Genomic DNA, 24,719 nt, shown 5'->3' with positions numbered 1-24,719 from the left:
CTGTGTTATGCAACGGTTGACATTCCCCCAAACGTGAACCGTTGCGTGCCACAATACAGGACGGAAGGGTGGTACACACGCCTTTGCCTATAGGCGTTGGTTATGGGTGATTATCCGACGGTGTGCAGATCGAATCGGCCGAGATCCACGCCTTCGTGCTCGAGCAGTTCCGCCTTGACGTCGAGTCTGCCGCCATAGCCGCCGAAGTGCCGTCCGGCGCCCACCACACGGTGGCATGGCACGATGATGGTGATGGGATTGCGTTTCACTGCACCGCCCACGGCCTGCGCGGCCATCCGGCCGCCGCCTCTCCGCTCTGCAAGCTCCGCGGCGAGCTCGCCATAGCTCACGGTTTGCCCGTAGGGGATTTCCGCCACCAGATCCCATACTTCACGCTGGAATGGCGTGCCATGCGGGTTGAGTGGGGGTGCGGCGTCGAGCTCCGGGCGCTCGCCGGCGAAGTAGGCTTCGAGCCATGCCCGAGTTTGGCGGAACACTTCAGCGGCGTCGGTATCGGCGTCGCTGGTGTCGGCATTACCGGCGTCGGCGTCGTCGGCATTGTCGGTATCGTCGGCATCGAGTCCTTGGAACGCTTCGGAAGGGGCCCACCACCAATCTTCGAGACAAAGCTCGGTGAGTGCTTCGCCGTCCGTGGTCATCATCATGCGGCCGATGGGTATTTCGACCGTGGCTCGCACTATCGGGTGTCGTGCGTGTTCATTCATGGGCATCATTATCCGTCCGCTCGCCGAATGCTGCCATTGACTTAGAGGTTGTTTGTGCTGAGAGGGGGCATCTGCCTTCAATGTAGTGGATTCACGGTGTTGCGGCTTAATGTACCTCATTGAAGACAGATGCCCGTACCGAATGCGTGAATGATTCGGCACGGGCATCCAAAAAGGAAGAAAGACGCATTGCTGAATGCGCCGATCGGCTTACTCTTCGACGAACTTCAGGAAGGCGTCGGCCTCGGCGGCGAGCTTGGCCTTGTCCTCGTCGGTCAGACCCAGCTTGCCGGTGCCCCAGGCCTCGGGAGCCAGGGCGAATCCGGCCTGCTCGTCCACAGGCAGCAGCTCGGCCTTGTTGAAGCCCAGTACCTCGTTGAGCTTGGCGCGGGTGCCGGCGCCGGCGGACTGGCCTGCCACAGAGGAGATGGCGACCTTCTTGCCGGCCAGCACGGAAGCGGATTCCGCCGGGAACGGCTCCAGCGGGCGGGACAGCCAGTCGAGCAGGTTCTTCAGCACACCCGGGTAGCTGTAGTTGTACTCGGGGGAGAAGATCCACACGCCATCGGCTTCGACGACGGCCTTGCGGGCGGCGTTGACGGCGGCCGGCGGGTTCGGGAACTCGACATCCTGGTCGAAGAACGGGACGTCGGTGTAATCGAGGAACTCGACTTCGGCGCGGTCGCCGATCAGGGTCTTGGCCTCATCGGCGAGCTGGTGGTTGAAGCCGTTCTTGTGCAGGCTGCCGACCACGAACAGAAGCTTGGTCATGATGTTACTCCTTGGCTGTAGGGCTGCATGGATGCTCGCGGCTGGGTGGTCGGAGCCATGCAGTTTCGATACTTGTTATTGCCATGCCCCATTGTGCGCCCGCGTGCCTGACAATCCCTTCGCGCTGGGCGAAGGCGCGGGAAGGGCATGTGCGGGATGCGTGTGCGAGCGTGGTGTGCGGGAGGCACAGAAGTGGACTGATGCCATATGTGAGCAACGGCGAAAAGCGCGGAATCATGCGGAGACACGCGGGAATGTGCATTTTTCCGATAAATGGCGTATCTTATTCACCTGTTGCTTCATACAGCAGCATTGCGGACATAGCTTAGTTGGTAAAGCGCAACCTTGCCAAGGTTGAGACCGCGGGTTCGAGTCCCGTTGTCCGCTCTCTGAAGGCTGGTTCAGCCTGATGAACTGACCCGGGCGGTTGGCGCAGAGGTAGCGCACTTCCCTGACACGGAAGGGGTCACAAGTTCGAATCTTGTATCGCCCACTCGCATGAGACCGGCAGACGGCTGCCGGTTTTCTTATGCCAATCGGGCGATTGGCGCAGCGGCTAGCGCACTTCGTTCACACCGAAGGGGTCGTAGGTTCGATTCCTACATCGCCCACCCGATGCATCCCGCCAGTTTGGCGGGATTTTTTTGTTTTCCGGTTTTTACAGGCCGCGCTGCTTGAGCCCTGCCACGATCTGTACATAGAATTCGCGCACATCGAACCCGGGGATGTTCTCCCTGTCGAGGTCGATCATGTCGGCGTGCGAGATGCCGCGCGTGCCATTCGGCTCCAGCCATGTGAACCGTTCGCCCCATGGGAATGAGGGCTGGGCCACCAGACCGTCATTCGGGCCGTCGAACCACTTGACCAGTGGATAGGTGAAGTTCAGCGGGAACTTGCCGGTGGTGGCGTGGGCCAGTTTGGAGCCGACGCTCTGGCATACGATGCCCGCGAATGGGTCAGCGGCGGCGACCCCAGCAGTGTTGCCTGATGTGCCATTCGATGTGCCGTTGGCTGTGCCGGTTGCCATGCCTCCCACAGCAACGCCCACAGCACGGTTCGCAGCGCAGTTGAGTTCGTTCCAATCGCCGATTTCGGCATTGAGTCTGGCGCAGCCGGCCTGGGTGAGATCATGCACCGCGGCCATGAAATCCGGCTGGGAATCGCCGAGCCGGGCTGCCGCGGCGTTGTAGGCCGACTCGACCTGTTTCTGGGCGGCGAGAGGAATCTTCTCCAACAGGTAATCCGCGAACCCGCATCCGCGGTGCGGGGTGTTGATGGTGGTCAGCGATGCCACGTATGGCGCGGCACCGCACCGGGCGATGGCGTAACGCATGTCCAATCCGCCCTTGGAATGGGCGATGACGTTCACCTTGCCGCATCCGGTGGTCTCGACGATGCTGCGGATGCGTTCGGTCAGCTCATGTGCCGAATCCGGCACCGAAGCGGCCGACTGGTGCTCTCCGTAATAGATGACGGCTCCGTTACGCTGCAGTTCTGCGGGCACGCGTCCCCAATAATTCAGCACTTTGGTGTCGCGGAAGAATACGCCGTGCACCAGCAGTACGGGGTATCGCGTGGCGCAGATGCGCTGGGCGGCGCGTGAACGGTCGAGTCGGTCCTTGGCGGATTCGAACCGCACTTCGTCGTCGACCGTGCGGATGATCAGATGCAGCGCGATGAGATTCGCCACGGGAACCCATCCGCAGAGGATGCCGATCACACGGATTTTGAGCCCCAACTGCACGGATGTGACGTACACGGTGATGATGCCGATCCAGAACACCAGAGATTCGATGATGACCGTCACGGCCACCGAGGCTGCCCACGTGGGCCATGCGTCGGCCCAGGGCGCCGGCCAGCCTGCGGCGAGTATCGTGAACAGTGATGCGCCGAGCAGAAGGGTTGCGGCCAGGCACGTCCACCAGAATATCGTAAGCATGATCACGCCGAATCGGCATGCGGCAATGCGAGGATTCATATGCCCTATCATATGTCCGCGTCGCCGCCGGATAGGGTGGCTGCTAGCTACAAATCTGGGCGACGGTTGTTGTGATTCCGATGCTTGATATGGGCGATGGATGCCGCTTTGGGCTGTGTCAGGCTAAGGTGATGGCTATGGCTGCGTTTGGCGATGTGATTTTCGACTTCTGCGACGTATTGGTTGACTGGGAGCCGCGCGTGCCGCTGACCGGACAGGTGCCGGAAGCGGTGATCGATCGATTGTTCGACCATGACGACCCGTATGGATTCTGGCATTACGATGAGCTGTCCGACTTGGGCTGGGGTGAGGAACGGGTACTCGCGGATTATGCCGCCCACCATGGGGTGGCCGGGTTCGTCGACACTTCGATGGCTGATATGGCTGATATGGCCGATACTGCCGATGCGGTGGCTGCTGGGGAAGCTGCGTCCTTTGCGGCGAATCAGGCTGCATATGAGGCATTCCGGCTGTATTTCGCCCGGCAGCGACTGGCGTTGGTCGGCATGCTGCCCGGCATGCCCGAACTGTTGCGCGACCTGCACGCCGCAGGTGTGCGTTGCTGGGGATTGACCAACTTCACGGTGAAATACGTGGACGCGGCGCGCGAGCTGTTCCCTGAACTCAACCTGTTGAAGGATGTGGTGGTCTCCAGTGCGGAGCGCATCCACAAACCCGACCCGGAGATCTTCCGGCGTGCCATCGCCCGTTTTGGCGTGGATCCCGCACATACGGCGTTCGTGGATGACAAGCCGTGGAACGCCGAGGCAGGCACCGCAGCCGGACTGCACGGCATCCGTTTCACTGATGCCGTCTCCTTGCGCGTCAGACTGCTTCCTTGACGCAGAGCGCCCACTTGGCGAAGAGAGAGGCCGATGGATATTAGCCGGTTGCTTCCTGGCAATCGCGCCCACCCTGCGGATGATACAGGATGGGCGCAAAGCGTGATGTGGCCGCGTAACGCCGCGGCCTGGGCTGGTGCCGGGCCGGAATCGCCGGCCTATGGCAGTTGCGCCGGCGTATCCTCCTCACGAGGATGGGTCTTCCTCCACCAACGCTGCACGAAGTAAGCGCCATAGCACAGCACGATGAACACCAGTTCCGCGCCCAGCGCGAACCGCTGCTCCTTGTCGAAGAACACCAGCAGGAACGAAGCGGTGCACAGGATGAACGCGCCCCACGAGGTATAGGGGTAGCCGGGCGTGCGGTATTTCAGCTCATCGACCTGATGCCCGGATGCGACCCAACGTTTGCGGAACACGATCTGGCAGTAGGCGATGGCGATCCAGACCACCACCGCGGACAGGCCGGAGAGCGCCACCAGTACCAGATACACGGTGGATGCGGCCACCACCGAAGACAGCAACGCCAACAACCCGCCGGCCATGGCCGCGCATAGGGCCAGCAATGGCACGCCGTGACGGGTGGTCTTGGCGAACCAGCGCGGGATCATGCCCTCATGCCCCATCGACCACACCATGCGCGTGGAGGCATACAGTCCGGAATTCGACGCGGACAGCACGGCCGTGAGCACCACGAAGTTCATGATGTCCGCCGCATATGGGATGCCGATGGAGCTGAACACGAGCACGAACGGGCTTTCGCCCACGCCGGCCTGGCGCCATGGAATCAGCGCGCACATCACCACGATAGAGCCGATGAAGAACAGCACCAGACGCCACAGGGTGGTGTGGATGGCCTTCGGCACGGCGGTTTCCGGGTCACGCGTCTCGCCGGCCGTCACGCCGATGAGCTCGGTGCCGGAGAAGGCGAAGTTGACGGTCAGAATCGTGGCGAACACCGGCATGAAGCCGTTCGGGAAGATGCCGTCCTTGACGAGGTTGCCGAACAGCGGGGCGTGTGTGTATCCCTTCATCGGGATCACGCCGAAAATCGCCAGCAGACCGATTACGATGAACGCGCAGATGGCGAATACCTTGATGGACGCGAACCAGAACTCGGCCTCGGCGAAGAACCGCACCGACAACGCATTCAAGGTGAAGATGAGGACGATGCATGCCGCCGACCACACCCATGTGGGCGTATCGGGAAACCAACGCTGCATCAGCAGGCCGGCGGCCGTGAACTCGGAACCCAGTGCCACCGTCCACGTCATCCAATACTGGATGGCGATGACGAACCCGGTGCCTGGTCCGATGAACCGCTCCGCATACACATGGAAGGAACCGGTCACCGGCATGGCCACCGAGAGCTCGCCGAGCGTGAGCATGACCAGGTACACGATGACCGCGCCGATGGCATACGCCAGGATGGTGCCGATGGGACCCGCCTGCTGGATGGTGTAGCCGGAACTCAGGAACAGGCCGGTGCCGATGACGCCGCCGAGCGAGATCATCTGCAGATGGCGTGATTCCATGCCCCGCTTGAGATTCGTGTGCAACGCATGCTTGGTATGGTCTGTGCCGCCGCTGGTCTCGTCCGATGATGCATGTGCCGTCGCCTCGGCTGACGTATCGGAAACGGGCGGCTGCGACTGTGCGGCTGTATCGGATTCGGTCTGACTCATACTGCTCTCTTTGACGTGTGTTCCTGCCATGGCTGGCGCGCAGGGATGAATCGGCAAAGAAGACGCCCCGCCGCGCCCAGAACAGTATACGCGTGCGCAGCGCAGCCATAAGCCGTGAGTCGGCATATGGCGCAGACCGCTAGTTGCCTGCGCCGGCAGTTCGATACTATTTGTTGGCTCCCCTTGTCAGGGGAGCTGGCCCGCGAAGCGGGACTGAGGGGTAGTGAATACGTCAGCGCAGTTCTGGCGGAAGACCACTAGGCGCGGTGGGCGAGATTCAGCTCGATGGCCAGACGATAGTAGTCGATAAGCCGGTCGACCATGTTCGGCCAGGTGCGCCCCTGCACGGCGGCGAGTCCGTTGGTGCCCATGAGCCGACGCAACGGCTCGTCCTCGACGAGCCGCGTTACGCATTCGCGCAGATCGTCCTCGTCATTGGGACGGTACAGCAATCCGGTCACATTGGTGTCGATCAGGTCAATCGGTCCGCCGCTGGCTGGGGCGATGACCGGCAGCCCGGATGCCATGGCCTCCTGAATGGTCTGTCCGAACGTCTCCTCATTGCCGGTGTGCACGAAGATGTCCAATGCGGCATAGGCGTCGGCGAGGTCGTCGCCATGAAGCATGCCGGTGAAAACTGCATGAGGCAGCTGCTCATGCAGTATTTCCTCCATCGGACCGCCGCCGACCACGACCAGTTGGATATTCAGGTCGGCCAGTGCCGCAAGCTGTTCCACCTGCTTTTCGGGGGCGAGCCGCCCCACGTAACCGACCACCGGCATGGTGCCGTCATGGCTCCATGCGCGATGCAGTTCGGCGGCATGACCACCCGCAGCGCGCGTGGGGGTGAACAAATCGGAATCCACGCCACGGCCCCATAGGCGGATCAGTGAGGGGTCCACGCCGAACGATTCCAGCCTCTGCTGCGCTTGGTCGGTGGGTGCGAGGGTGAGCGTGGCCATGTTGTGCATCTGTGCGATGCGTTTGGCCACGATGTCCTCGGCCTTCTCGCCGGCTGCCTTGCTCACTTTGCGCAGCCATCCGGTGTGGTGCGGCGCTATGCCGTCCGTCACACCGTCCACCGCCTGACGGGCGAATCGGCGTGCGTACTGCGCCACGTCGGTCTGGTAGATGGCCACGGTGGGCACACCGAGCTCCTCACCGGCGATGAGCGCCGCATGGCCCAGCTTGGAGATCGGTGCCGCCACGTGAATGATGTCCGGCTTGGGGGCGTCCTCGATGGATTGGATGATCGGGGTTTTCGGCGAAATGGCCACATTGAACTTCTGAATCGGCACGGTCGGCACCGCGTCCACAGGGAAGCCGGCGTATTCCCCGCTTTCCGGCGCTGGCTGAGGCGCGATCACGCGGGCGGAGAACCCTTGTTCGGCAAACCGGTCGAGAATATGCTTGACGCTGCCGGAAACGCCGTTGGTCTGCTCCAATGACGATTCACTGACGATCAGCACATTGAGCTTGCGCCGTTGGAAGCCTGATGATGTGCCCTCGCTCTGATTGCCCGGGATGGATGAATCATCCGATTGTTGCTTCGCTGCATCGTTCACGATGGATACGCCTGTCGATTCTGAAGTATGTGCTGTGGATGGTTGATGATGACGGTCAGGCCGTCGCTGCCGACGATGCCGTGACCTTGGTCGGATCCTTCTGCAGGGTCAGGAACACGAGGGCCACGACCAGCAGGATGGCGATGGACAGCACGCCGATCGAGGCGTTGCCGGTCAGCGACGTGGTGGTGGCCACGAGGAAGGTGCCCAGGATCGAGGCGGTCTTGCCGAAGATATCGTAGAAGCCGTAGTACTCGTTGGCGTGGTCCTTCGGAATGATCTTGCCGTAGTACGAACGGGACAGCGCCTGGATACCGCCTTGGAACATGCCCACCAGAATCGCGAGAATCCAGAATTCAAGCGCGGCCTTCAGGAAGAACGTGGCGAAGAACACGATGCCCATATAGGCGATGACGGCCACGGTGATCATCGGCTTGCAGCCGAAACGGCCGGCCAGACGGCCGTACAGGATAGCGCAGGGGAAGGCCACGAACTGCGTGACCAGCAGGGCCACCACCAGCTGGGTCGAGTCGATGCCCAGCTGCGTGCCGTACGAGGTGCTCATTGAAATCACGGTGTTCACGGCATCGATGTAGAAGAAGAAGGCGACCATGAACATCCAGAGCGGCTTGTTCTTCACGATTTTGCCGAACGTCGATCCCAGCTCGGTGAAGGTGCCGCGGATTGCTTCAGCTGTGTGTTCGCGGGTGGCGCGGAAGTGCTCCTGGCGGTAGCTCGTGATCAGCGGGATCGTGAACGCCACCCACCATATGGCCGTGATGATGAACGAGGCTCGCGTGCAGGCCACGGTCGACCAGCCGAACACGGCGGGGCCGCCGAAGATCAGCGCGATGCACACGATGAACGGGATGGTGGAGCCGACATACCCCCAGCCATAGCCGTGCGAGGACACCTTGTCCATACGGTCGTTGGTGGTGGTGTCGATGAGCATCGAATCATAGAAGGTCAGCGAGCCGTTCAGGCCTATGGTGGCCAGTACATAGACGATGAGGAACGGCAGCCATGTCAGCGGCAGCGCCATCGCGCAGCACATCACCACGCCGGTGCCGAAGAATCCGAGGAAGAACTTGATCTTCATGCCCTGCACGTCGGCGATGGAGCCGAGCAGTGGCATCAGGAGCGCGATGACCAGCGAGGCGATGGTCTGCGCGTATCCCCAGGCGGACACGATGTTGCCGTCCGCGGGCATCAGCGATTTCGCGTAAATCGGAATCACGGCGGTGGACAGCAACACGAATGCGGAATTGCCGACATCGTAGACGATCCACTTCTTCTCGCGGGCGGACAGTTTGCCGGTTGCCGGCGATGACGTGGTGCTGGCTGCGCTCATGCTTACGCTCCTTGGAATTTACACAACTGAATCAATCGTAGAAGCGATGCATATACGCCGAGTGCCGTTTAAGTTGAACGGAATGTGAACAAACATGCCGGAGTCTGCGTCAGGCTTCACCGCTGGGGTGTGTCCGACGCGGACTCCGTGTCCGGCATTCGCTGAAGGGTGTTGGGGAGGTGCGGCGGGCGTCGCTACTTCTTGAGTAGCGTCATGGCCTCATCATATTCGGGGCACTGCGGGATGCCGTTCACGCTGCGGGAGATGGCGATGGACGTTGCGGCGTTGGCGATGTTCACCGATTCGGGAAGCCCGTGCCCTCTGGCCAGCATCGCGCACATCACGCCCGTGTGGCATCCACCTGCCGAGCGGGTGTGTACGGCCTTGGTCGGGAATCCGGGAATATGCGTGGTGTCGCCGCCGGGCATGCGCACCCATGCCCCCAGCGAACCGACGCGTACCACCAGCGGCGCACGCAGTGTCGCGCCGAGCCCATCGCAGAGCTGATGCATGAAGTCGTCCAGTCCGCCGCCGATGGTGACTTTACTGTCGTCGATCGGGGCGCCCAGGCGTTCGGCCAATGTCATGGCTTCCTGGCGGTTGCAGGACCAGATGGGGCGCGCAAGCACCAGATCCTCAAGCATATGGTCGTTGACCAGACGCAACGTGTTGGTCGGGTTGATGACCAGCGCATAGTCGCGTGTGGCCGGGTCGGTGCCTGCCTTGAGCAGGAAGCCGTCCACGCCGGTCGCCGTGTGGTCCATCAGCGTATTGCCGCTGATGTGGACGACATCATGCTCCTGTGGCTCAAGCATCGAGAAGGTGTCGGTGCCGCCGTGTGCCTCGGCGCCATAGGAGGCGATGAAGGTCTTCTGGGGCGCTCCCGAGTTGAGTACCACGCGGAATCCGGAATCTTCGTCCAGCCGATCCTGGCCGATGTGGGTGATGCCGTTGTCCTGGAATGACTGCCGGATGAAGTTGGCCCACAGGCCGTTGCCGAGGATGCCGGCATGCTCGGCCTGTACCCCCATGCGGCTGACTGCTTCGAGCACACGGTAGCTGCCGCCGATCGACGGCTTGGGGTGGTCGGCCACGGCGAAGCCGCCCTGTGCCGGCACTTCGTCCACATTCATCATGATGTCAACCCAGATCTGCCCCAGGGAGATCACACTCGGCCGGTGCGTGCCGATTCCTCGTCTCAAATCCAACATGACAGCCTCCTTTGTCGCGCATGGAAACACTCAGGGCTTCTTCGCTCCCGACGTCTCCTAAGGAAATTATATGGGAGCACATCGGAATCGGAATGGACAAACCGCCGTTCGTTATTGGATAAGACCTGAGAAACAGCGGTGCATCAGGGGTATTTCAGTGGCGTATCGGGGTCATGGGTCGGGGTGACGGACAAGGCTCACAGCACGGCAAGCGTGAAATCGATGAGCAGTTTGACCCCGTACAGCGTGATGACCCAGCCGCATGCACGGTTGAGCAGGGTGAGGATCTTCGGGCTGAACTTGTGGGCGAACGTATTGACGAGAAGCGTCACGCCGAAGAACCACAGCACGGAGGCGGTTTCGACGCCTGTGATGAATGGTGTGGTCTGCTGTGCGTTGAGGGTGGCCGCGAACGCTCCGAGCATCAAGGTGCCGTCGATGATGGCCTGCGGGTTGAACCAGGTGACGGCGCATGCGGTGCCGATGGTGCGGAGCAGTCCGCGGGCGCCGAGATGCCGATTGGGAATCCGTGTGGTGACGGCGCTGGATTGAGTTTCGCTGCCGCCGGCTGCCATATGCGGTGCCGACTCGGATTGATTGGCGGGGGACTGGCCCTTGCGGGGCAGCGCCAATCCCAGTCCTATCCGGATTACCGCCAGTCCGCCCAGCCCGAGCACGATATGCTCCAGCCAGGGGTGCGATTGCATCAGCGCCCCGATGCCGAAGAAACAGGACAGCGACAGTGCCACATCGAAGAAGACCACGATGAGCGCGGTGATGAGGGCGTTGCGTCGGGTGCGGGTCAGTGCTGAGTTGATGACGAACAGGTTCTGCATGCCGATCGGTGCGATGTAGGCGAATCCCATCGTCAATCCCTGAAGGTACAGACCCATTGCCTGCTTCCTTTCTGCTGTCACCTGTGTGGTGCGCGCGTTGCGCATTCCTGCGTGCGCCGTTTGGCCCTTGTGCCCCTGTGCATTGCCGACGGTTTGGTTGGGTGACACATGTATATCAGTACCAGCCAAACTGCATTGGATTCACCGTGGGTGCCGAGGGTGACGCACTATCATTTCCTAGAATTGCAGTGCTGTCGTCTTATGTTAGATAATCGTGTACTGTTGGCAACCAGCCAAGAGCGGATATCACTACCCAACCAAATGTGCGCTGTTGGCCAGAGTATTGCATCGGCCGGCGCGCTAGTGGTTTGTCTCGTGATCGTCTAAGCGGTATTGGCCCCCTCTGATGACGGGCTGGCGGCGAAGCTGACTGGGGGAGAGACAAGAATCTGAAATACACGTGTATTCAGTGAAACGGGCCACTGGCGGGGCATATGTGGGCGGGAGCCATCGCCGAGCCGAGATGGGCTGAGATAGAGGAGGTGCCGTATGGCGCGCATCGCACCACTGCACATCGATTGGAAGCCGGATCGGTCTGCCGATCGCCCAGTCACCGGGCAGATCGTCGATTTCATGTGCGGTCGCATCGCCTCCGGCGCATGGCCCATCGGCGCACGTCTGCCCAGCCAGCGTGCACTGTCGGAGGCCTTCGGGGTGAATCGATCCACCGTCATCGCGGCTATCGAGGAGCTCGCCGACTATGGCGTCGTCGAGGGACGGCATGGCGCAGGCACGCGCATCGTCAGCAACACCTGGTCGCTGATGCTCTCCGGCGCGCCTGACTGGGCGGATTATGTCTCTTCCGGCTTCTTCAAGGCGAACAACGATACGATTCAGGCCATCAATCGCTTTGAATTCGATCCCACGAAGACGAGATTGGGCACGGGTGAACTCGACCCGCGACTGTTCCCGCGGGATATGTGGCGGCGTGTGGCGCATGAGGCCGCCGAGGAGATCGATGCGCTCGGCTATCCGCCGCCCGAGGGGCTGGACGTATTGCGCGAAGCTATAGCCGGGCGCATGCACGAGTGGGGCATCGACTGCCGCCCTGAACAGGTGCTCATCTCGTCCGGGGCGTTGCAGGGGTTGCAGATGATTTCGGTGAGCCTGTTGTCGTCCGGCTCAACGGTGCTGGCCGAGGCGCCGAGCTACATCAAATCCCTGCAGGTGTTCCAGTCGGCGGGCATGAGGCTCGCCGGGGTGCCGATGGACGAACAGGGGCTGGACGTGTCGTCGCTGCCCGAGGTGCTGCGTTCGGTGGGCGCGTCCGGCCTTGCGTCCCCCGCCCGGTCTTCCGACTCCGGTGGCGGCGCGGTGCTGTATACCATACCCACCAACCACAATCCCACGGGCGTCACCATGCCTCTGGAGAGGCGGCGGGCGCTGGTCGACGCATGTGTGGCGGACCGGCTGCCGGTCATCGAGGACTGCGCGTATCAGGATCTGGTGTTCGACGACAATGTGCCACCATCGCTGAAGGCATGCGATGAGACGGGTATGGTGATCACCGTGGGCAGCGCGTCGAAGGCGCTGGCGCCGGGCCTGCGCATCGGGTGGATCGTGGCCGACGAGCGCATCGTGCACCGGCTCGCCGACGTCAAGATGCAGATGGATTACGGTGCCGGCACCCTGAACCAGTGGGTGTTCGCGCGATTCCTCACATCGGGGATGTACGCCGAGTATCTGGAGACGTTGCGCGTGGCGCTGCGTCAGCGTCGTGATGCGGCCCTGGAAACGCTGGACAGGCTCTTCGCCGGCCGCGCCCATTGGAATGTGCCAGTCGGGGGCTTCTACATCTGGCTGTCCTTCGACGAGCCCGTTCGCATGACGAGGCTGTTCCAGCGGGCGCTCGATCATGGTGTGCTGCTCAATCCCGGCGACATCTATGACTTTGCGGGCGACAACGCACTGCGCCTGAGCTATGCATACACCACGCCCGAGGAGTTCGCCCATGCCGCCGGTGTGGTGGCGTCATTGCTGTGACGGCGTATGGGGTGGGGTGACAGGCGCGGCATGATACGCGCATGAGTTGCGATTGTCGGTATTGAGCTGTATATTTGTGAAGTTGTGTGTTCGGCATGTCGGGTAACACCGCCGGTTGGACACGGAAAAGACTTGAAACATCAAGGTTTAAAGGGAGTCCATCATGGCAGCTCGTTGCGCAGTGTGCGGTAAGGGTCCGCAGACCGGTTACACCGTATCTCATTCGCATCGTCGTACCAAGCGTACCTTCCGCCCGAACCTCCAGTCTGTGCGCACCACCATCGACGGCGAGAACACTCGCCTGCGCGTGTGCGGCAAGTGCCTCAAGGCCGGCAAGGTTCAGCGCGTGGTCGCGTGAATCAGGTATTGACGTCTGCAAAACCCGCTTGAGCTTCGGCTCGGCGGGTTTTGTTTTTATAGAATAAGCAGCTATGGGCATTACTTTGGACACTGCATTGGCATCGCTGGTCGCCAACAAGCGCCGTGTGTCCGCGCTCAAGTCACTGGGTGTCACCACTGTGGGCGACGCTCTCACTTATTATCCCTTCCGCGTCGCTGATCCGGTGCGCCTGAGCACCATCCGCGAAGCGCAGCTTGGCCAGCAGATGGCGTTCGTCGCCTCGGTGCGCGATGTTCGCGTGGTGCCGGGCCGTACGTTCCGCGTCATCGCCACGGTTGATGACGCGGATTTCGCCAGAGCCCGCAATATGCCTGGCGGCACAGCGCAGCTCACGTTCTTCGGCGGGAGGAAGAACTACATCGACTGGGTGAGCATGCGGCTGAAATCCAGCCCGACGCTGGTGGTGTCCGGTATGCCCAGTGAGTACATGGGCCAGCTCCAGTTCACGCATCCGGATTTCATGACAATTGCTCCGCCTTCGCCGGTTGTCAATGGGACCGGCATATCGGGAGGCGCGGCTGCGGGGTCGCCGGTGCCATCGTCGCTGAAGTACGATGCCGATTCCTTGGACGACGCCATACTGCGCGTCACCCGTCCGCGCCCGGTCTACCATGCCAATTCGCGCATTTCCTCCGAACACATCCATGAGACGATACTGAACCTCCTGTGGATGATGGGCGCGCGCACCTCCACCCAACCCGGTGGGGCGGCTGGCACCTCTGTTGCGGCTGCTGCGGCATTGGTACCGCCCAGTACGGAAAGCATCGCCGTCCAGTCAGGTGAGGGGGAAGTCTCCCCGGTCGATTCGTCTGCCGGGAATCTACCAGTGGATGACAGGTTGTCCTACGCCATTCCCGACATCCTGCCCGAGCAGGTGCGCTCGGCTCGGGGGTTGCTGCACCGGGCCGAGGCGTTCCTGGCCATTCATGATCCCGATTCCCGCTCGCGGTTCAACAACGCCATTGAGACCCTGCGTTACGAAGAGGCCTTCGTCTCGCAGATCTCGTTGCTCAAGGCGCGCCAGCATGCGCACCGGTCGAACGCGCATGCCTGCAAGCTCGATGCCGGTTCGACTGATGCCGCCCCGGCCGATGCCAGTTCGACCGGTGCCACCTCTGCCGGCGCCACCGCACAGCAAGACACGTCCCGGAACGCGTCGCATGACGGATCTCAGGGCAATCTGCGCGACCGGTTCATCGCATCATTGCCGTTCTCGCTCACGGCCGGTCAGCGCCAGGTCATCGATGACATCGCCGCCGATCTTTCCGGTGACTGCCCGATGCAGCGACTGCTGCAGGGCGAGGTGGGGTCCGGCAAAACCGTGGTGGCGCTCGCGGCCATGCTGCAAGCAGTCGGCGCCGGCTATCAGACGGTGCTTGTGGCTCCCACCCAGGTGCTCGCCGAACAGCATTATGAGACGATCGTCACGATGCTGGCGCGAGTGGACGAAACCAATGTGTGCAGTGATTCGAGCGGCGAGTCGGATACCGTATCGAATATCAAGTCGGATACTACGGCGCACGCGGCGTCCGTTTCCTCCGCGAGCACAGCAATCCCCGTCACACTGCTGACCGGAGGCATGAAACTGGCCGCCCGCCGTAAGGCGCTGGCAGCGGCGGCGAGTGGTGCGCCCGGTATCATCGTGGCCACGCATGCCGCCTTTTCCAAGACGTTCCAGGCCCCGCGTCTGGCGTTGGTGGTGATCGACGAGCAGCATCGTTTCGGCGTGGAGCAGCGCGAAAGCCTGAATGCCAAAACCGATGACGGCACCACGCCGCATCTGCTGGTCATGACCGCGACGCCGATTCCGCGCACCGCCGCCATGACATGGTTCGGTGATTTGGACATCTCATGGCTTACCGAGCTGCCGGGCGGTCGCAAGCCGATTCGCACGGTGGTGGTCAACGAGTCGGACGTCCCCACGATGGTCCGTATGTTCCAGCACATCCGCCAGCGTATCGACGCGGGGGAGCGCGCATATATCGTCTGCCCCCGCATCGACGCGGACGACGAGTCCGGTGAAGCGTCCGCCGAACGCAACAGGGCGGCCGAAGACAACGGTCGCCGCTCGGCCTCCCGTGGACGCGGCGGGTCCCGGAAGGCCGGATCGGTCGGCATCGACGATCCGTACGAGACCTACGACGAGAACGGGGAGACCGTCGCCCGCCCGCCGCTGCATTCGGTGGAGGAGATCGCAGGACGGCTGCAGAAACTGCCGCAATTCGACGGCGTCAGGTTCGCCACGCTGACCGGACGGGACAAGGATGATGTCAAGACCCAGGTCATGGCTGATTTCGCGGCCGGGGCGACGCCGGTGCTGGTGTCCACCACGGTGATCGAAGTCGGAGTGGATGTGAAGCAGGCCAGTTGCATCGTGATTTTCGACGCCGACCGGTATGGCCTGTCCCAGCTGCATCAGTTGCGCGGACGCGTGGGCCGAGGCGGCACGAATTCTTGGGCGTTCCTGGTTTCGCGAGCTGAACCGGGGTCGATCGCCGAGCAACGGCTGGAAGTCATCCATCATTCTTTGGATGGTGCCGAGATCGCGCAGGCCGATCTGGAGTTCCGCGGTGCCGGCGATGTGCTGGGCGACGCGCAGTCCGGCGGCAAGTCGAGCCTCAAACTGCTGCGCGTAGTCAAGGACGCCGACATGATCGCCGACGCCCGCTCGCGCGCGGAACGGATCCTCGCCGCCGATCCGGAGCTGACGGACGACGTGCAGCTCGCCGGTGCCGTACTCGATTTCACTCGCGGCAACGAGACCTTCCTGACCTCCAGCTGAGACCGTAACGCGCCAGTTTACGCAGGCTCGCTACGGTGTGTCCATTGTCGGTCCGGCAAGGCTACTGCTGCAAGGAGAGATGATGGGCGAGAACATGCGCGATGTGCTGTTTCTGGTCGTGCTGTTCGCGGCGAACGTGATTCAGGCGATCACCGGATTCGCGGGCACTGTGCTCGCGATGCCGTTCTCGATGCTGCTGCTTGGAACCGATACCGCCAAAGTGGTGTTGAATCTGACCACGCTGCTGGCATGCCTGTGGCTGGGCGTGCAGCATCGTGCGCATATTCGGTGGCGCATTCTTGGCGAGATGGTGGGACTGATGGCCATCGGCATGGCTGCTGGCGTGGGGTTGTATGCGGTGCTGCCGCTGACGCCCCTGCAGAAGGCCTACGGCGTGTTCATCATCGTAATCGCGTTGAAGAATCTGATATGGCCGTCGCATGGCGAGCCGCCGCACTGGTTGCTCGTCATCATCGTACTGCTGGCAGGTGTAATCCATGGCATGTTCATCTCTGGTGGTGCGTTGCTGGTCATCTACGCTGCGGTGAGGCTCAAGGACAAAGACGAATTCCGTGCCACCATGGCTTGCGTCTGGGTGGCGCTCAATTCGGTGCTGGCCGTGCAGCAGGGGGTTGCCGGCGTACTGACTCCGCATGCACTGGTGCTTACGGCGGTGTCGATTCCGCCGTTGGTCGTGGCGATCGTCTTCGGCAACCGCCTCCAGAAGCATGTGAGCCAACAGGCGTTCCTGAAACTCACTTATGTGCTGCTGGTGGTTTCCGGCGCATCGATCGTGCTGTAGGTCGATTGCACCATAGGCAAGGACAAGGAGCAGGCGAATGACCGTTCGTTTGAAGGAATTGGTGGAGCAGACCGCCGACCAGAACATGGTGCTGGTGGCGGGCCGAGGTGGGCTTGACCGGCCGGTGCGATGGGTGCATATGGTCGAAAACGAGGAGATCGCCGGCTTCCTCGAAGGTCAGGAGATTGCGTTTACCACCGGTATCGGTCTGGAGACACAGGAGGACCTGTATCCGTTGGTCAAAAGCGCCTACGCCTCTGGAGCCACAGGTGTGGTGGTGAACATCGGCCCGTTCATCCATCAGATCAGCCCGGAAACCATACGGTTCTGCGACGAGCATGACTTTCCGCTATTCAAAGTGCCATGGAGCGTGCACATGGCACAGATCATGCACAGCTTCAGTTTAGCCATCACGATGAGCGAGAAGCACAGCATGGAGTTGGCCGCGGCGCTGGAGAACGCCATCTTCCATCCCGATCGCGAGGAGATGTATCTCGAATATCTGGAACAATCCGGTTTTGCCAAGGACTGGAACTATTGCGTGACCGTGTTCAGCGCGTGCGCCGATACTGCAATGATGATGCCGGCTGAGCCGATGGATGACGGCACCTCGGCGGTGGGGGCGGCGACTGCATCCGTCGCCGGGAATGAACCGGGAATCCACCTCGTCCACGGACATCACGACGCCGAGCGTGTAGCCTTGTACAGTCGTGACATTGAATCGTTGATTACGCGCAATCAATGGCGTGTGGCTGTGGTGCACATCGAAGGACGGCTGGTGTTGGTGTTCGCCAGATATACTGCCGAACAGGTCGAGATGATGGTGCGCGAGATGATTGCCGCGATTCGTAGTCAGGGCACGACACTCGAACGTACATACATCGGCGTGGGCAAGGTGACCAAGTCAGCCCGATGCATCGGCAAAAGCTACAATCAGGCATTGAAACTCGAGCGGTTGCAGCATCTGCGTGGTCGTGCGGGCGAGGTTGCCCTCTACGATAATTCCGGCATCGACAAGCTGCTGCTTGCCGTCTCGGACCATGCGATCCTGGAGGACTATTATCACGACAGCATCGGCCCGCTCGTGGAATACGACCGTGTGAACGGCACTGATCTGACCGAGACGCTGCGTGTGTATTTCCAGTTCTCCGGTTCGGTCAAGGAGACCGCCGCCAGCATGTTCGTGCATCGCAACACCGTAAGCTACAAACTCAACAAAATCGAAGACATTCTGGGCGTGAGCCTGTCCGACTTCCGCACGCGCGAATTCCTCTCGGTGGGGCTGCAGGTACGCGAGGTCCTCGACTGCTAGTCAACTGTGCAGGATGCAATCGCAGATGATTGTGCTGGAGCACAATCATCTTTAGGTTCTGCGATATGGAACCATGAATCATTCGCTCGTAGACTGCAAAGCAATCAAGGAATCCACAAGGATTCCAAGCAGTCGTCAAGCAGCAAATAGCAATCATGTGATGCGGCACATCGCGAAACCGTTGTTTCGATTGTGTATCGTGCACATCTCTGTTTCGTCTGTTTGGCGTAAGCCCGCATGAAAGGACGAGACGATGAGCGAATCACTGGCAACCAAGGAACTGACCGGCGAAGAAGTGGCCGAGCTGCACCGCGAATACGTGATGCAGTCCTGGCACAAGCAGGGCGAGCCGGTGATGCCGGTCAAGTCCGCCAAGGGCATCTACGTCTACGACTACGACGGCAACAAGTACGCCGACATGTCGTCGCTGCTGGTGTGTTCCAACCTCGGCCATGAACTGCCCGAGATCGTGGATGCCATCAAGGCCCAGGCCGACAAGATGTGTTTCATGGCCCCTGCCTACGCCTCCGAGCCGAAGTCCAAGCTCGCCAAGATGATTGTCGACCTTGCCGGCAGCGACTTCTACCAGCGTGTGTTCTTCACCAACGGCGGCGCCGACTCCAACGAGAACGCCATCAAGATGGCCCGCATGGTCACCGGCCGCCAGAAGATCTTCAGCTGCTACCGCTCCTACCATGGTTCGACGTTGGGCGCGTCCTTCGCCTCCGGCGATTGGCGTCGCTTCGCCACCGAGGCCGGCGGCGCGGCCCCGAGCTTCGTGCACTTCATGAACCCGAACATGTACGAGGACGGCTTCGAACGCGGCAAGGATGACGCCAAGGTCACCGCTGTGTACCTCAAGCGCCTCGAAGACCAGATCATCTACGAGAACCCGGACGATATCGCCGCCATCATCATGGAATCCATCGTCGGCGCCAACGGTGTGATCCTGCCGCCGGACGGCTACATGGAGGGTGTGCGCGCCCTGTGCGACAAGTACGGCATCCTGATGATCTGCGACGAGGTCATGGCCGGATGGTGCCGCACCGGCAAGATGTTCGCCTGGCAGAACTTCGACATCAAGCCCGACATCTTCACCTTCGCCAAGGGCGTCACCTGTGGTTATGTGCCGCTGGGCGGCGTGGTGGTCTCCAAGACCATCTCCGACTACTTCACCGACCATGTGCTGCAGTGCGGTCTGACCTATTCCGGCCACACGCTGGCTTGCGCCGCCGGCGTGGCCGCCGTCAACTACTACGTCGAGCATGACGTAGCCGGTCACGTCAAGGAGATGGAAGGCATCCTGAAGCCGTTCCTCGAGGAAATGGCAGCCAAGCACAAGTGCGTGGGCGAATCGCGCACCATCGGCCTGTTCTCCGCGATGACCATCGTCAAGAACAAGGAGACTCGCGAACTGATGAGCCCGTACCACACCGCCAATCCGGTGATGGGCAAGATCATGGGCGCCTTGAAGGACAAGGGCTTCCTGACCTTCGGCCGTGAGACCAACGTGAACATCTGCCCGCCGCTGACCATCACCGCCGAAGAGCTCAAGGCCGAACTGCCCAAGGTGGATGAGGTCCTGACCTGGGTCGACGAGAACTTCTGCGACTGAGTCCTTGCTGCGGCTCCCCTCGTTGAGGAGAGCCGTCGGCATAAGCCGACGGCGGGGAGCCGTACGGACAGAAAGGAACGACAACAATGCTTTGGGATTATCAACAGCCGGTCGCCATACGCTTCGGCAACGGCCGCGTCCGTGAGATCAAGGACGTGGCGGCGGAAATGGGTCTAACGGAAGGGGGCCTGCTCGTTTCCGAGCGTCTCTTCGCCAAGAACGGCACCGCTGAGAGGATTGTCAAGGACTCCGAAGGCGCGATCAGCGAGATCTTCTCCGAATTCTCGCCCAACCCGGACGTTACCGAAGTGGATAAGGCCGCGGCCCTGATCCGCGAGAAGAACCTCAAATTCGTGGTGGCGATGGGCGGCGGCAGCGCGATGGACCTCGCCAAATCGGCGGCCAGCATCGCCCTGACGAACGATTCCATTGCTGACTACCACGGCACTGGCAAGGCCATGCCTCAGGAGCATTTGCCGATCATCGCAGTGCCCACCACAGCCGGCACCGGCTCCGAAGTCACCTGCGTATCCGTTCTCACCAACCGCGCGCTGGGCAAGAAGGCGCCGATTGTCTCGGACGGCTTCTTCCCCTCAGTGGCCATCATCGACCCAGAACTGACCTATTCGGTGCCGCCGCACGTCACCGCCTCCACCGGCATGGACGTGCTGAGCCAAGCAATCGAAGGCTATTGGAGCAAGGGGCATCAGCCGATCTGCGACGCCTGCGCCATTCACGCTGCGCCGCTCGTGTTCAAGTACCTGCCCATCGCCGTGGCCGAACCGGACAACGCGGAGGCCCGTCAGAAGATGTGCGAGGCGTCAGTGATCGCCGGGCTGGCGTTCACGCTGCCGAAGACCACGTCCTCGCACGCCTGCTCCTTCCCGCTGACCAATATCCATGGCATTGCGCACGGCGAGGCCTGCGGTCTGACGCTCGACTGGTTTGCCAGAATCAACGCGGACGCCCAGCACGGCCGTGTGCAGGAGTTCGCCCGGGCCATCGGCTTCGAGGATGTGGGTGCGATGGCCGACGCCATTCACGAGCTCAAGGCCAAGGTGGGGCTGCGCACCGGGCTCAAGGACCTCGGCCTGAGCGCCGAGCAGATCGACGATCTGGTGCGCATCAGCCGCCATCCGAACCTGTACAACAATCCGGTCGAGATCACCGACGAGATGCTCCGGGACATGTACGAGCATCTGGCCGCCACCGACTGACCGGAGCGAGCCGAGACAGGGAATGGTTATGCCGGGCGCTTGGCATCATACCGGGCGCCTTCCTCGGTCTCGCTATCGTATTCCATATTCAAGTCCACTATTCGAGCAATCGGTAATAATGTGGAAACAGAACGTTTGCAAGTCGTAAGAACTACGTAATCGATCACGCGATTGCCGCCGGTACAACAAGGGAAACATCGGGAAAGACCAGCAGAGGAGACGATTATGAGCGATGCAACAACACCGACTCCGAGCCGAAACCAGAATGAGCCGGGCACGTCGGTAGTGGCGGGAACCGCCATCAGCGGAGTGTCCATTGTAGAGGGTGCCGCCACCGCCAAGCGCAAGCCCCTGCCTACATGGATGAAGTCGAAGAAGATTCAGCCGCTGATTTCGCTGGTGCTGCTGATCGCCGTATGGTGGGCGGTCACTTCCGCCGGCCTCATCAACTCGCTGTACCTGCCGGGGCCGAAAGCCGTATGGGACGCCTTCATCGAGGCGAACAGCTGCCGACCGGCCTCCGCCGGATCCTCGCGCATCGTCTGCGGTGAACAGCAGTACTTCCTGTGGCAGCATCTTGTGGTCTCGCTGGAGCGCATCGGCATCGGCATGGCCCTGGGTATCGTGGTCGGCGTACTGGTCGGTTTCGTCTTGGCGGAAATCGGCTGGCTCAACCGCATCATCCTGCCATACATCAACTTCATTCGTGCGCTGCCGCCGCTGGGCTACATCGGTCTGCTCATCGTCTGGTTCGGCATCGGCGACACCACCAAGATCTGGCTGTTGTTCCTCGCTGCATTCCCGCCAATCGTGCTCGCCACCGTCGACGGTATCAACGGGGTGAACCGTGACCGCGTGAACTCCGCGCTCTCCCTCGGCGCATCGCGACCCAAAGCATTCCTGTTCGTGGTCTTCCCGAGCGCGTTGCCGTCCATCATGAACGGCATCCGGCTGGCGGTCGGCTTCGCGTGGACCACCGTGGTGGCCGCTGAGCTGAACAACGGTATCCCCGGCATCGGCGCGCTCGCCTATCTCTCCGGCACCGAGCTCAACACGCCATTGACCATCGCCTGCATCTTCGTGATCGGCATCGCGGCGCTGCTGCTCGATTGGCTGATTCTCGGCATCACCCATCTGGTGACACCGTGGGTGGGCAAGGAATAACGGCGAAGAGACAGTATGGCAAATCAATCGAGGAGAGGAATCACGATGCTGAAGAACAATGTCGCCAAGTTGATGGCGTCGGACGGTGGCGAGCGGCAGAACGGTTGTGAAACATATCGTGAAACAAAACGCCGCAGGATGGTTCGCCGAGTCGGAGCGCTGGCGGTGAGCGCTTCAATGCTCGCCGGTCTCGCCGGCTGCGGTAAGATGCCGACCGCCGACGAACTGGTCGGCAACACCTCGGGTGCGGCGGTAAGCGAATGTCCGGTGCCCTCGGCCAAGAACGAGGACTTCACCGGCACCATCCGCATCGCATGGCAGGCCATTCCGAACGCGGATCTGATTGTCAAAGACAAGGGGCTGCTTGAAGCCTGCCTGCCGAACGCCACCATCCAGTGGAGCCAGTTCAACTCCGGTGGAGATGTAATCCAGGCGTTCGGCTCGAACTCGCTGGACATCGGGCTGGCCGGTTCTTCCCCGGCAGTGCGCGCGGCATCCGCCCCGCTGAACCTTCCGGTGAAGGTGGTTTGGATCCATGACATCATCGGCGACGCGGAATCGTTGGTGGCACGCGGCGGCGACTACAAGTCCATCAAGGACCTCGCCGGCAAGAACATCGCCGTGCCGTTCGGCTCCACATCGCACTTCTCGCTGCTCTCCGCACTGCACAACGCGGGTATGAATGAGACCAGCGTGAACCTCATCAACCTTGACCCGGATAAGATGTCCGCCGCATGGACCCGCGGCGAGATTGACGCGGCTTGGGTGTGGGATCCGGTCCTGAGCACCTTGAAGGCGGATGGTGGCACCATCGTGACCTCCAGCGCCGCCACCGCCGTAACCGGTTCTGCAACCTACGATATGGAACTCGCCACGGACGCGTTCATCAAATCCAACCCGAAGGTCATGGAGACCTGGACCGCAGTGGAGAACTACGCGGTCGGACTCATCTCCAGCAAAGAGGCGGATTCTGCGGAATCCATCTCCACAATTCTCGGCAACTCGGTGGCCGACGTGAAGAAGCAGTTCAAGGGCTACACCTACCCGCAGGCCAAGGACCAAAGCGACATCTTCCACGGACAGCTGCCGGGCATCTTCAAGGACACCGCGGAATTCCTGAAAACCCAAGGCAGTCTGGACAAGGTGAGCGACGACTATTCCAACGTGCTCTACACCGACGCCATCGATCAGGTGGCCAAGCAGTAATCAGCCGCACCCGTGCAGTATTCAGCCGAGGTTCGCGCAGCGAGAAAGGACTTATCATGGCGAAGGACGACGCGCTCACTTGGGGTGAGCTTACCGAAAAGAAGACGATGGACGATCAGGGCGTGGCGGTGGACATCCGTGGCGTCAACAAACGGTTCATCACCCAGCAGGGCGATCAGGTGACCGCTTTGCATGACATCAACCTGACAATCAACAAGCATGACTTCATCTGCGTGGTCGGTCGTTCGGGCTGCGGCAAAACCACGCTGCTCAATATGTTGGCCGGCTTCGAGAAGCCGTCGGACGGTGAACTGGTCTCCGGCGGCGTGGCGATTGACGGACCGAGTCCAAAACGCGGCGTGGTGTTCCAGAAGCCTCCGCTCTATCCGTGGCTCACCGTGCGCAAGAACGTGGAGTTCGGCATGAAGATGCAGGGCGTACCGGTGGGGGAGCGTAAGGAACGCGCCGACCATTTCCTCGATTTGGTGGGACTGTCCTCCGCCGCCGACCGTCGTCCATACGAGCTCTCCGGCGGCATGCAGCAGCGTGCGCAGATCGCGCGCGTGCTCGCCACCGAGCCAGACGTGATCCTGATGGACGAGCCTTATGGCGCGTTGGACGCCCTGACCCGCGAGAAGCTGCAGAACGAGCTACTTCGTATATGGCGCGAACGCCACAGCACGGTGTTCTTCATCACTCACAGCGTGGACGAGGCCATTTTCCTCGCTACTCGTGTGATTGTGATGAGCGCGCACCCCGGCACGGTGAAGATGGACATTCCAATCACATTGCCGCGCGACCCCGATGATCCGGACAATATGGAGAAGGTGCGTGCCATGCCCGAATTCGTCAAGCTGCGCGAGGAGATCACCCAGGCCATCTATGTGCAGGACGATCAGGAGTAGCCGGTGGTTCAGGAGGCCGTCCAGGAGCAGTCAGTGGCAGATGGAGAGAGGGGGTCAAAAGCCGAGAAGGCCGAGAAGGCCGCGAAAGCCGCGTGCAGGTAAAACAGCACTAGTTATTTGGGTATGCAGGTAAAAAGTGCACATGAAGAGGCCTTTTTGATGCTGGTCGCGTACCTGTTTTACCTGCAGCTGTGCTTTACGACACTGTTTCACCTGCAACTATGACTTATATCTGTACCTGTTTTGCCTGCAGATGACGGCTGGCCTTGTCGTTACTCCGGTATTGCTGGTCTTCATGGCATTGTTTCA

At 61.3% G+C, this 24,719-nt stretch carries 19 protein-coding genes and 3 tRNA genes; 14 read left to right on the top strand and 8 right to left on the bottom strand.

The features are described 5' to 3' along the window. Positions 1 to 110: 110 nt before the first annotated feature. Complete coding sequence (locus BW14_RS10070) at positions 111 to 725, bottom strand: methylated-DNA--[protein]-cysteine S-methyltransferase (protein WP_375138443.1); 615 nt, start codon at positions 723 to 725, stop codon at positions 111 to 113. 210 nt (positions 726 to 935) lie between these two features. Further along, a complete protein-coding gene (locus BW14_RS10065; protein ID WP_140490484.1) occupies positions 936 to 1,496 on the bottom strand; it encodes an NADPH-dependent FMN reductase in 561 nt (186 codons plus the stop codon). Between the two features lie 314 nt (positions 1,497 to 1,810). Here BW14_RS10065 and BW14_RS10060 point away from each other — a divergent pair. The 3 genes from BW14_RS10060 (at position 1,811) to BW14_RS10050 (ending at position 2,107) form a co-directional block, all read left to right on the top strand. Then, positions 1,811 to 1,883 (top strand) — tRNA-Gly (locus tag BW14_RS10060). Between the two features lie 34 nt (positions 1,884 to 1,917). Then, positions 1,918 to 1,989: transfer RNA gene (locus BW14_RS10055), tRNA-Val, on the top strand. 45 nt (positions 1,990 to 2,034) lie between these two features. Then, positions 2,035 to 2,107: transfer RNA gene (locus BW14_RS10050), tRNA-Val, on the top strand. 47 nt (positions 2,108 to 2,154) lie between these two features. Here the strand turns inward: BW14_RS10050 and BW14_RS10045 are convergent. Then, positions 2,155 to 3,474, bottom strand: a complete 1,320-nt coding sequence (locus BW14_RS10045) for a triacylglycerol lipase (RefSeq protein WP_258186112.1) — start codon at positions 3,472 to 3,474, stop codon at positions 2,155 to 2,157. A 137-nt stretch (positions 3,475 to 3,611) separates the two neighbouring features. On the opposite strand from BW14_RS10045, the gene BW14_RS10040 reads away from it, so the two are divergent. Continuing rightward, positions 3,612 to 4,316 (top strand): HAD-IA family hydrolase, encoded by a 705-nt coding sequence (locus BW14_RS10040; RefSeq protein WP_181162374.1) that lies wholly within the window; start codon positions 3,612 to 3,614, stop codon positions 4,314 to 4,316. 158 nt (positions 4,317 to 4,474) lie between these two features. On the opposite strand, the gene BW14_RS10035 is transcribed toward BW14_RS10040, so the two are convergent. The 5 genes from BW14_RS10035 to BW14_RS10015 all read right to left on the bottom strand — a co-directional run bounded on the left by BW14_RS10035 (position 4,475) and on the right by BW14_RS10015 (position 11,021). Next, positions 4,475 to 6,001 (bottom strand): amino acid permease, encoded by a 1,527-nt coding sequence (locus tag BW14_RS10035; protein WP_140490480.1) that lies wholly within the window; start codon positions 5,999 to 6,001, stop codon positions 4,475 to 4,477. Between the two features lie 257 nt (positions 6,002 to 6,258). Further along, complete coding sequence (locus BW14_RS10030) at positions 6,259 to 7,566, bottom strand: glycosyltransferase family 1 protein (protein ID WP_140490478.1); 1,308 nt, start codon at positions 7,564 to 7,566, stop codon at positions 6,259 to 6,261. Positions 7,567 to 7,621: 55 nt separating this feature from the next. Further along, positions 7,622 to 8,917 carry an MFS transporter gene (locus BW14_RS10025; RefSeq protein WP_140490476.1) on the bottom strand — a complete coding sequence of 432 codons (1,296 nt, stop codon included), beginning with the start codon at positions 8,915 to 8,917 and terminating at the stop codon, positions 7,622 to 7,624. A gap of 194 nt (positions 8,918 to 9,111) precedes the next feature. Next, a complete protein-coding gene (locus BW14_RS10020) occupies positions 9,112 to 10,128 on the bottom strand; it encodes a PfkB family carbohydrate kinase (protein ID WP_140490474.1) in 1,017 nt (338 codons plus the stop codon). Between the two features lie 197 nt (positions 10,129 to 10,325). Continuing rightward, on the bottom strand, positions 10,326 to 11,021 hold the full coding sequence (locus tag BW14_RS10015) for a LysE/ArgO family amino acid transporter (RefSeq protein WP_140490472.1): 696 nt from the start codon (positions 11,019 to 11,021) through the stop codon (positions 10,326 to 10,328). A gap of 492 nt (positions 11,022 to 11,513) precedes the next feature. On the opposite strand from BW14_RS10015, the gene BW14_RS10010 reads away from it, so the two are divergent. The 10 genes from BW14_RS10010 to BW14_RS09965 all read left to right on the top strand — a co-directional run bounded on the left by BW14_RS10010 (position 11,514) and on the right by BW14_RS09965 (position 24,410). Next, on the top strand, positions 11,514 to 13,007 hold the full coding sequence (locus tag BW14_RS10010; RefSeq protein ID WP_140490471.1) for a PLP-dependent aminotransferase family protein: 1,494 nt from the start codon (positions 11,514 to 11,516) through the stop codon (positions 13,005 to 13,007). Positions 13,008 to 13,170: 163 nt separating this feature from the next. Further along, positions 13,171 to 13,365, top strand: a complete 195-nt coding sequence (gene rpmB / locus BW14_RS10005; protein ID WP_044089189.1) for a 50S ribosomal protein L28 — start codon at positions 13,171 to 13,173, stop codon at positions 13,363 to 13,365. Between the two features lie 73 nt (positions 13,366 to 13,438). Next, on the top strand, positions 13,439 to 16,189 hold the full coding sequence (locus tag BW14_RS10000; protein ID WP_140490469.1) for an ATP-dependent DNA helicase RecG: 2,751 nt from the start codon (positions 13,439 to 13,441) through the stop codon (positions 16,187 to 16,189). Positions 16,190 to 16,268: 79 nt separating this feature from the next. Then, the gene (locus tag BW14_RS09995; protein WP_081886462.1) at positions 16,269 to 16,991 is read left to right on the top strand and encodes a sulfite exporter TauE/SafE family protein; all 723 of its coding nucleotides are present in this window, start codon (positions 16,269 to 16,271) and stop codon (positions 16,989 to 16,991) included. A gap of 37 nt (positions 16,992 to 17,028) precedes the next feature. Next, complete coding sequence (locus BW14_RS09990; RefSeq protein ID WP_044089186.1) at positions 17,029 to 18,303, top strand: PucR family transcriptional regulator; 1,275 nt, start codon at positions 17,029 to 17,031, stop codon at positions 18,301 to 18,303. A 253-nt stretch (positions 18,304 to 18,556) separates the two neighbouring features. Then, the gene (locus tag BW14_RS09985) at positions 18,557 to 19,918 is read left to right on the top strand and encodes an aminotransferase class III-fold pyridoxal phosphate-dependent enzyme (protein WP_140490467.1); all 1,362 of its coding nucleotides are present in this window, start codon (positions 18,557 to 18,559) and stop codon (positions 19,916 to 19,918) included. Between the two features lie 86 nt (positions 19,919 to 20,004). Further along, positions 20,005 to 21,135: an iron-containing alcohol dehydrogenase family protein gene (locus tag BW14_RS09980; RefSeq protein WP_044089184.1), complete on the top strand. Its 1,131-nt coding sequence runs from the start codon at positions 20,005 to 20,007 to the stop codon at positions 21,133 to 21,135. A gap of 225 nt (positions 21,136 to 21,360) precedes the next feature. Further along, complete coding sequence (locus BW14_RS09975) at positions 21,361 to 22,299, top strand: ABC transporter permease (protein WP_081886463.1); 939 nt, start codon at positions 21,361 to 21,363, stop codon at positions 22,297 to 22,299. Between the two features lie 45 nt (positions 22,300 to 22,344). Beyond that, on the top strand, positions 22,345 to 23,505 hold the full coding sequence (locus BW14_RS09970; RefSeq protein ID WP_219846509.1) for an ABC transporter substrate-binding protein: 1,161 nt from the start codon (positions 22,345 to 22,347) through the stop codon (positions 23,503 to 23,505). A 56-nt stretch (positions 23,506 to 23,561) separates the two neighbouring features. Next, complete coding sequence (locus BW14_RS09965; protein ID WP_202962209.1) at positions 23,562 to 24,410, top strand: ABC transporter ATP-binding protein; 849 nt, start codon at positions 23,562 to 23,564, stop codon at positions 24,408 to 24,410. Positions 24,411 to 24,719 lie beyond the last annotated feature (309 nt).

The organism is Bifidobacterium sp. UTBIF-68 (assembly GCF_006408855.1).
GTDB lineage: Bacteria > Actinomycetota > Actinomycetes > Actinomycetales > Bifidobacteriaceae > Bifidobacterium > Bifidobacterium reuteri.
The sequence above is the reverse complement of the archived record's forward strand: the minus strand, read 5'-3'. Positions and strand labels throughout refer to the sequence as shown.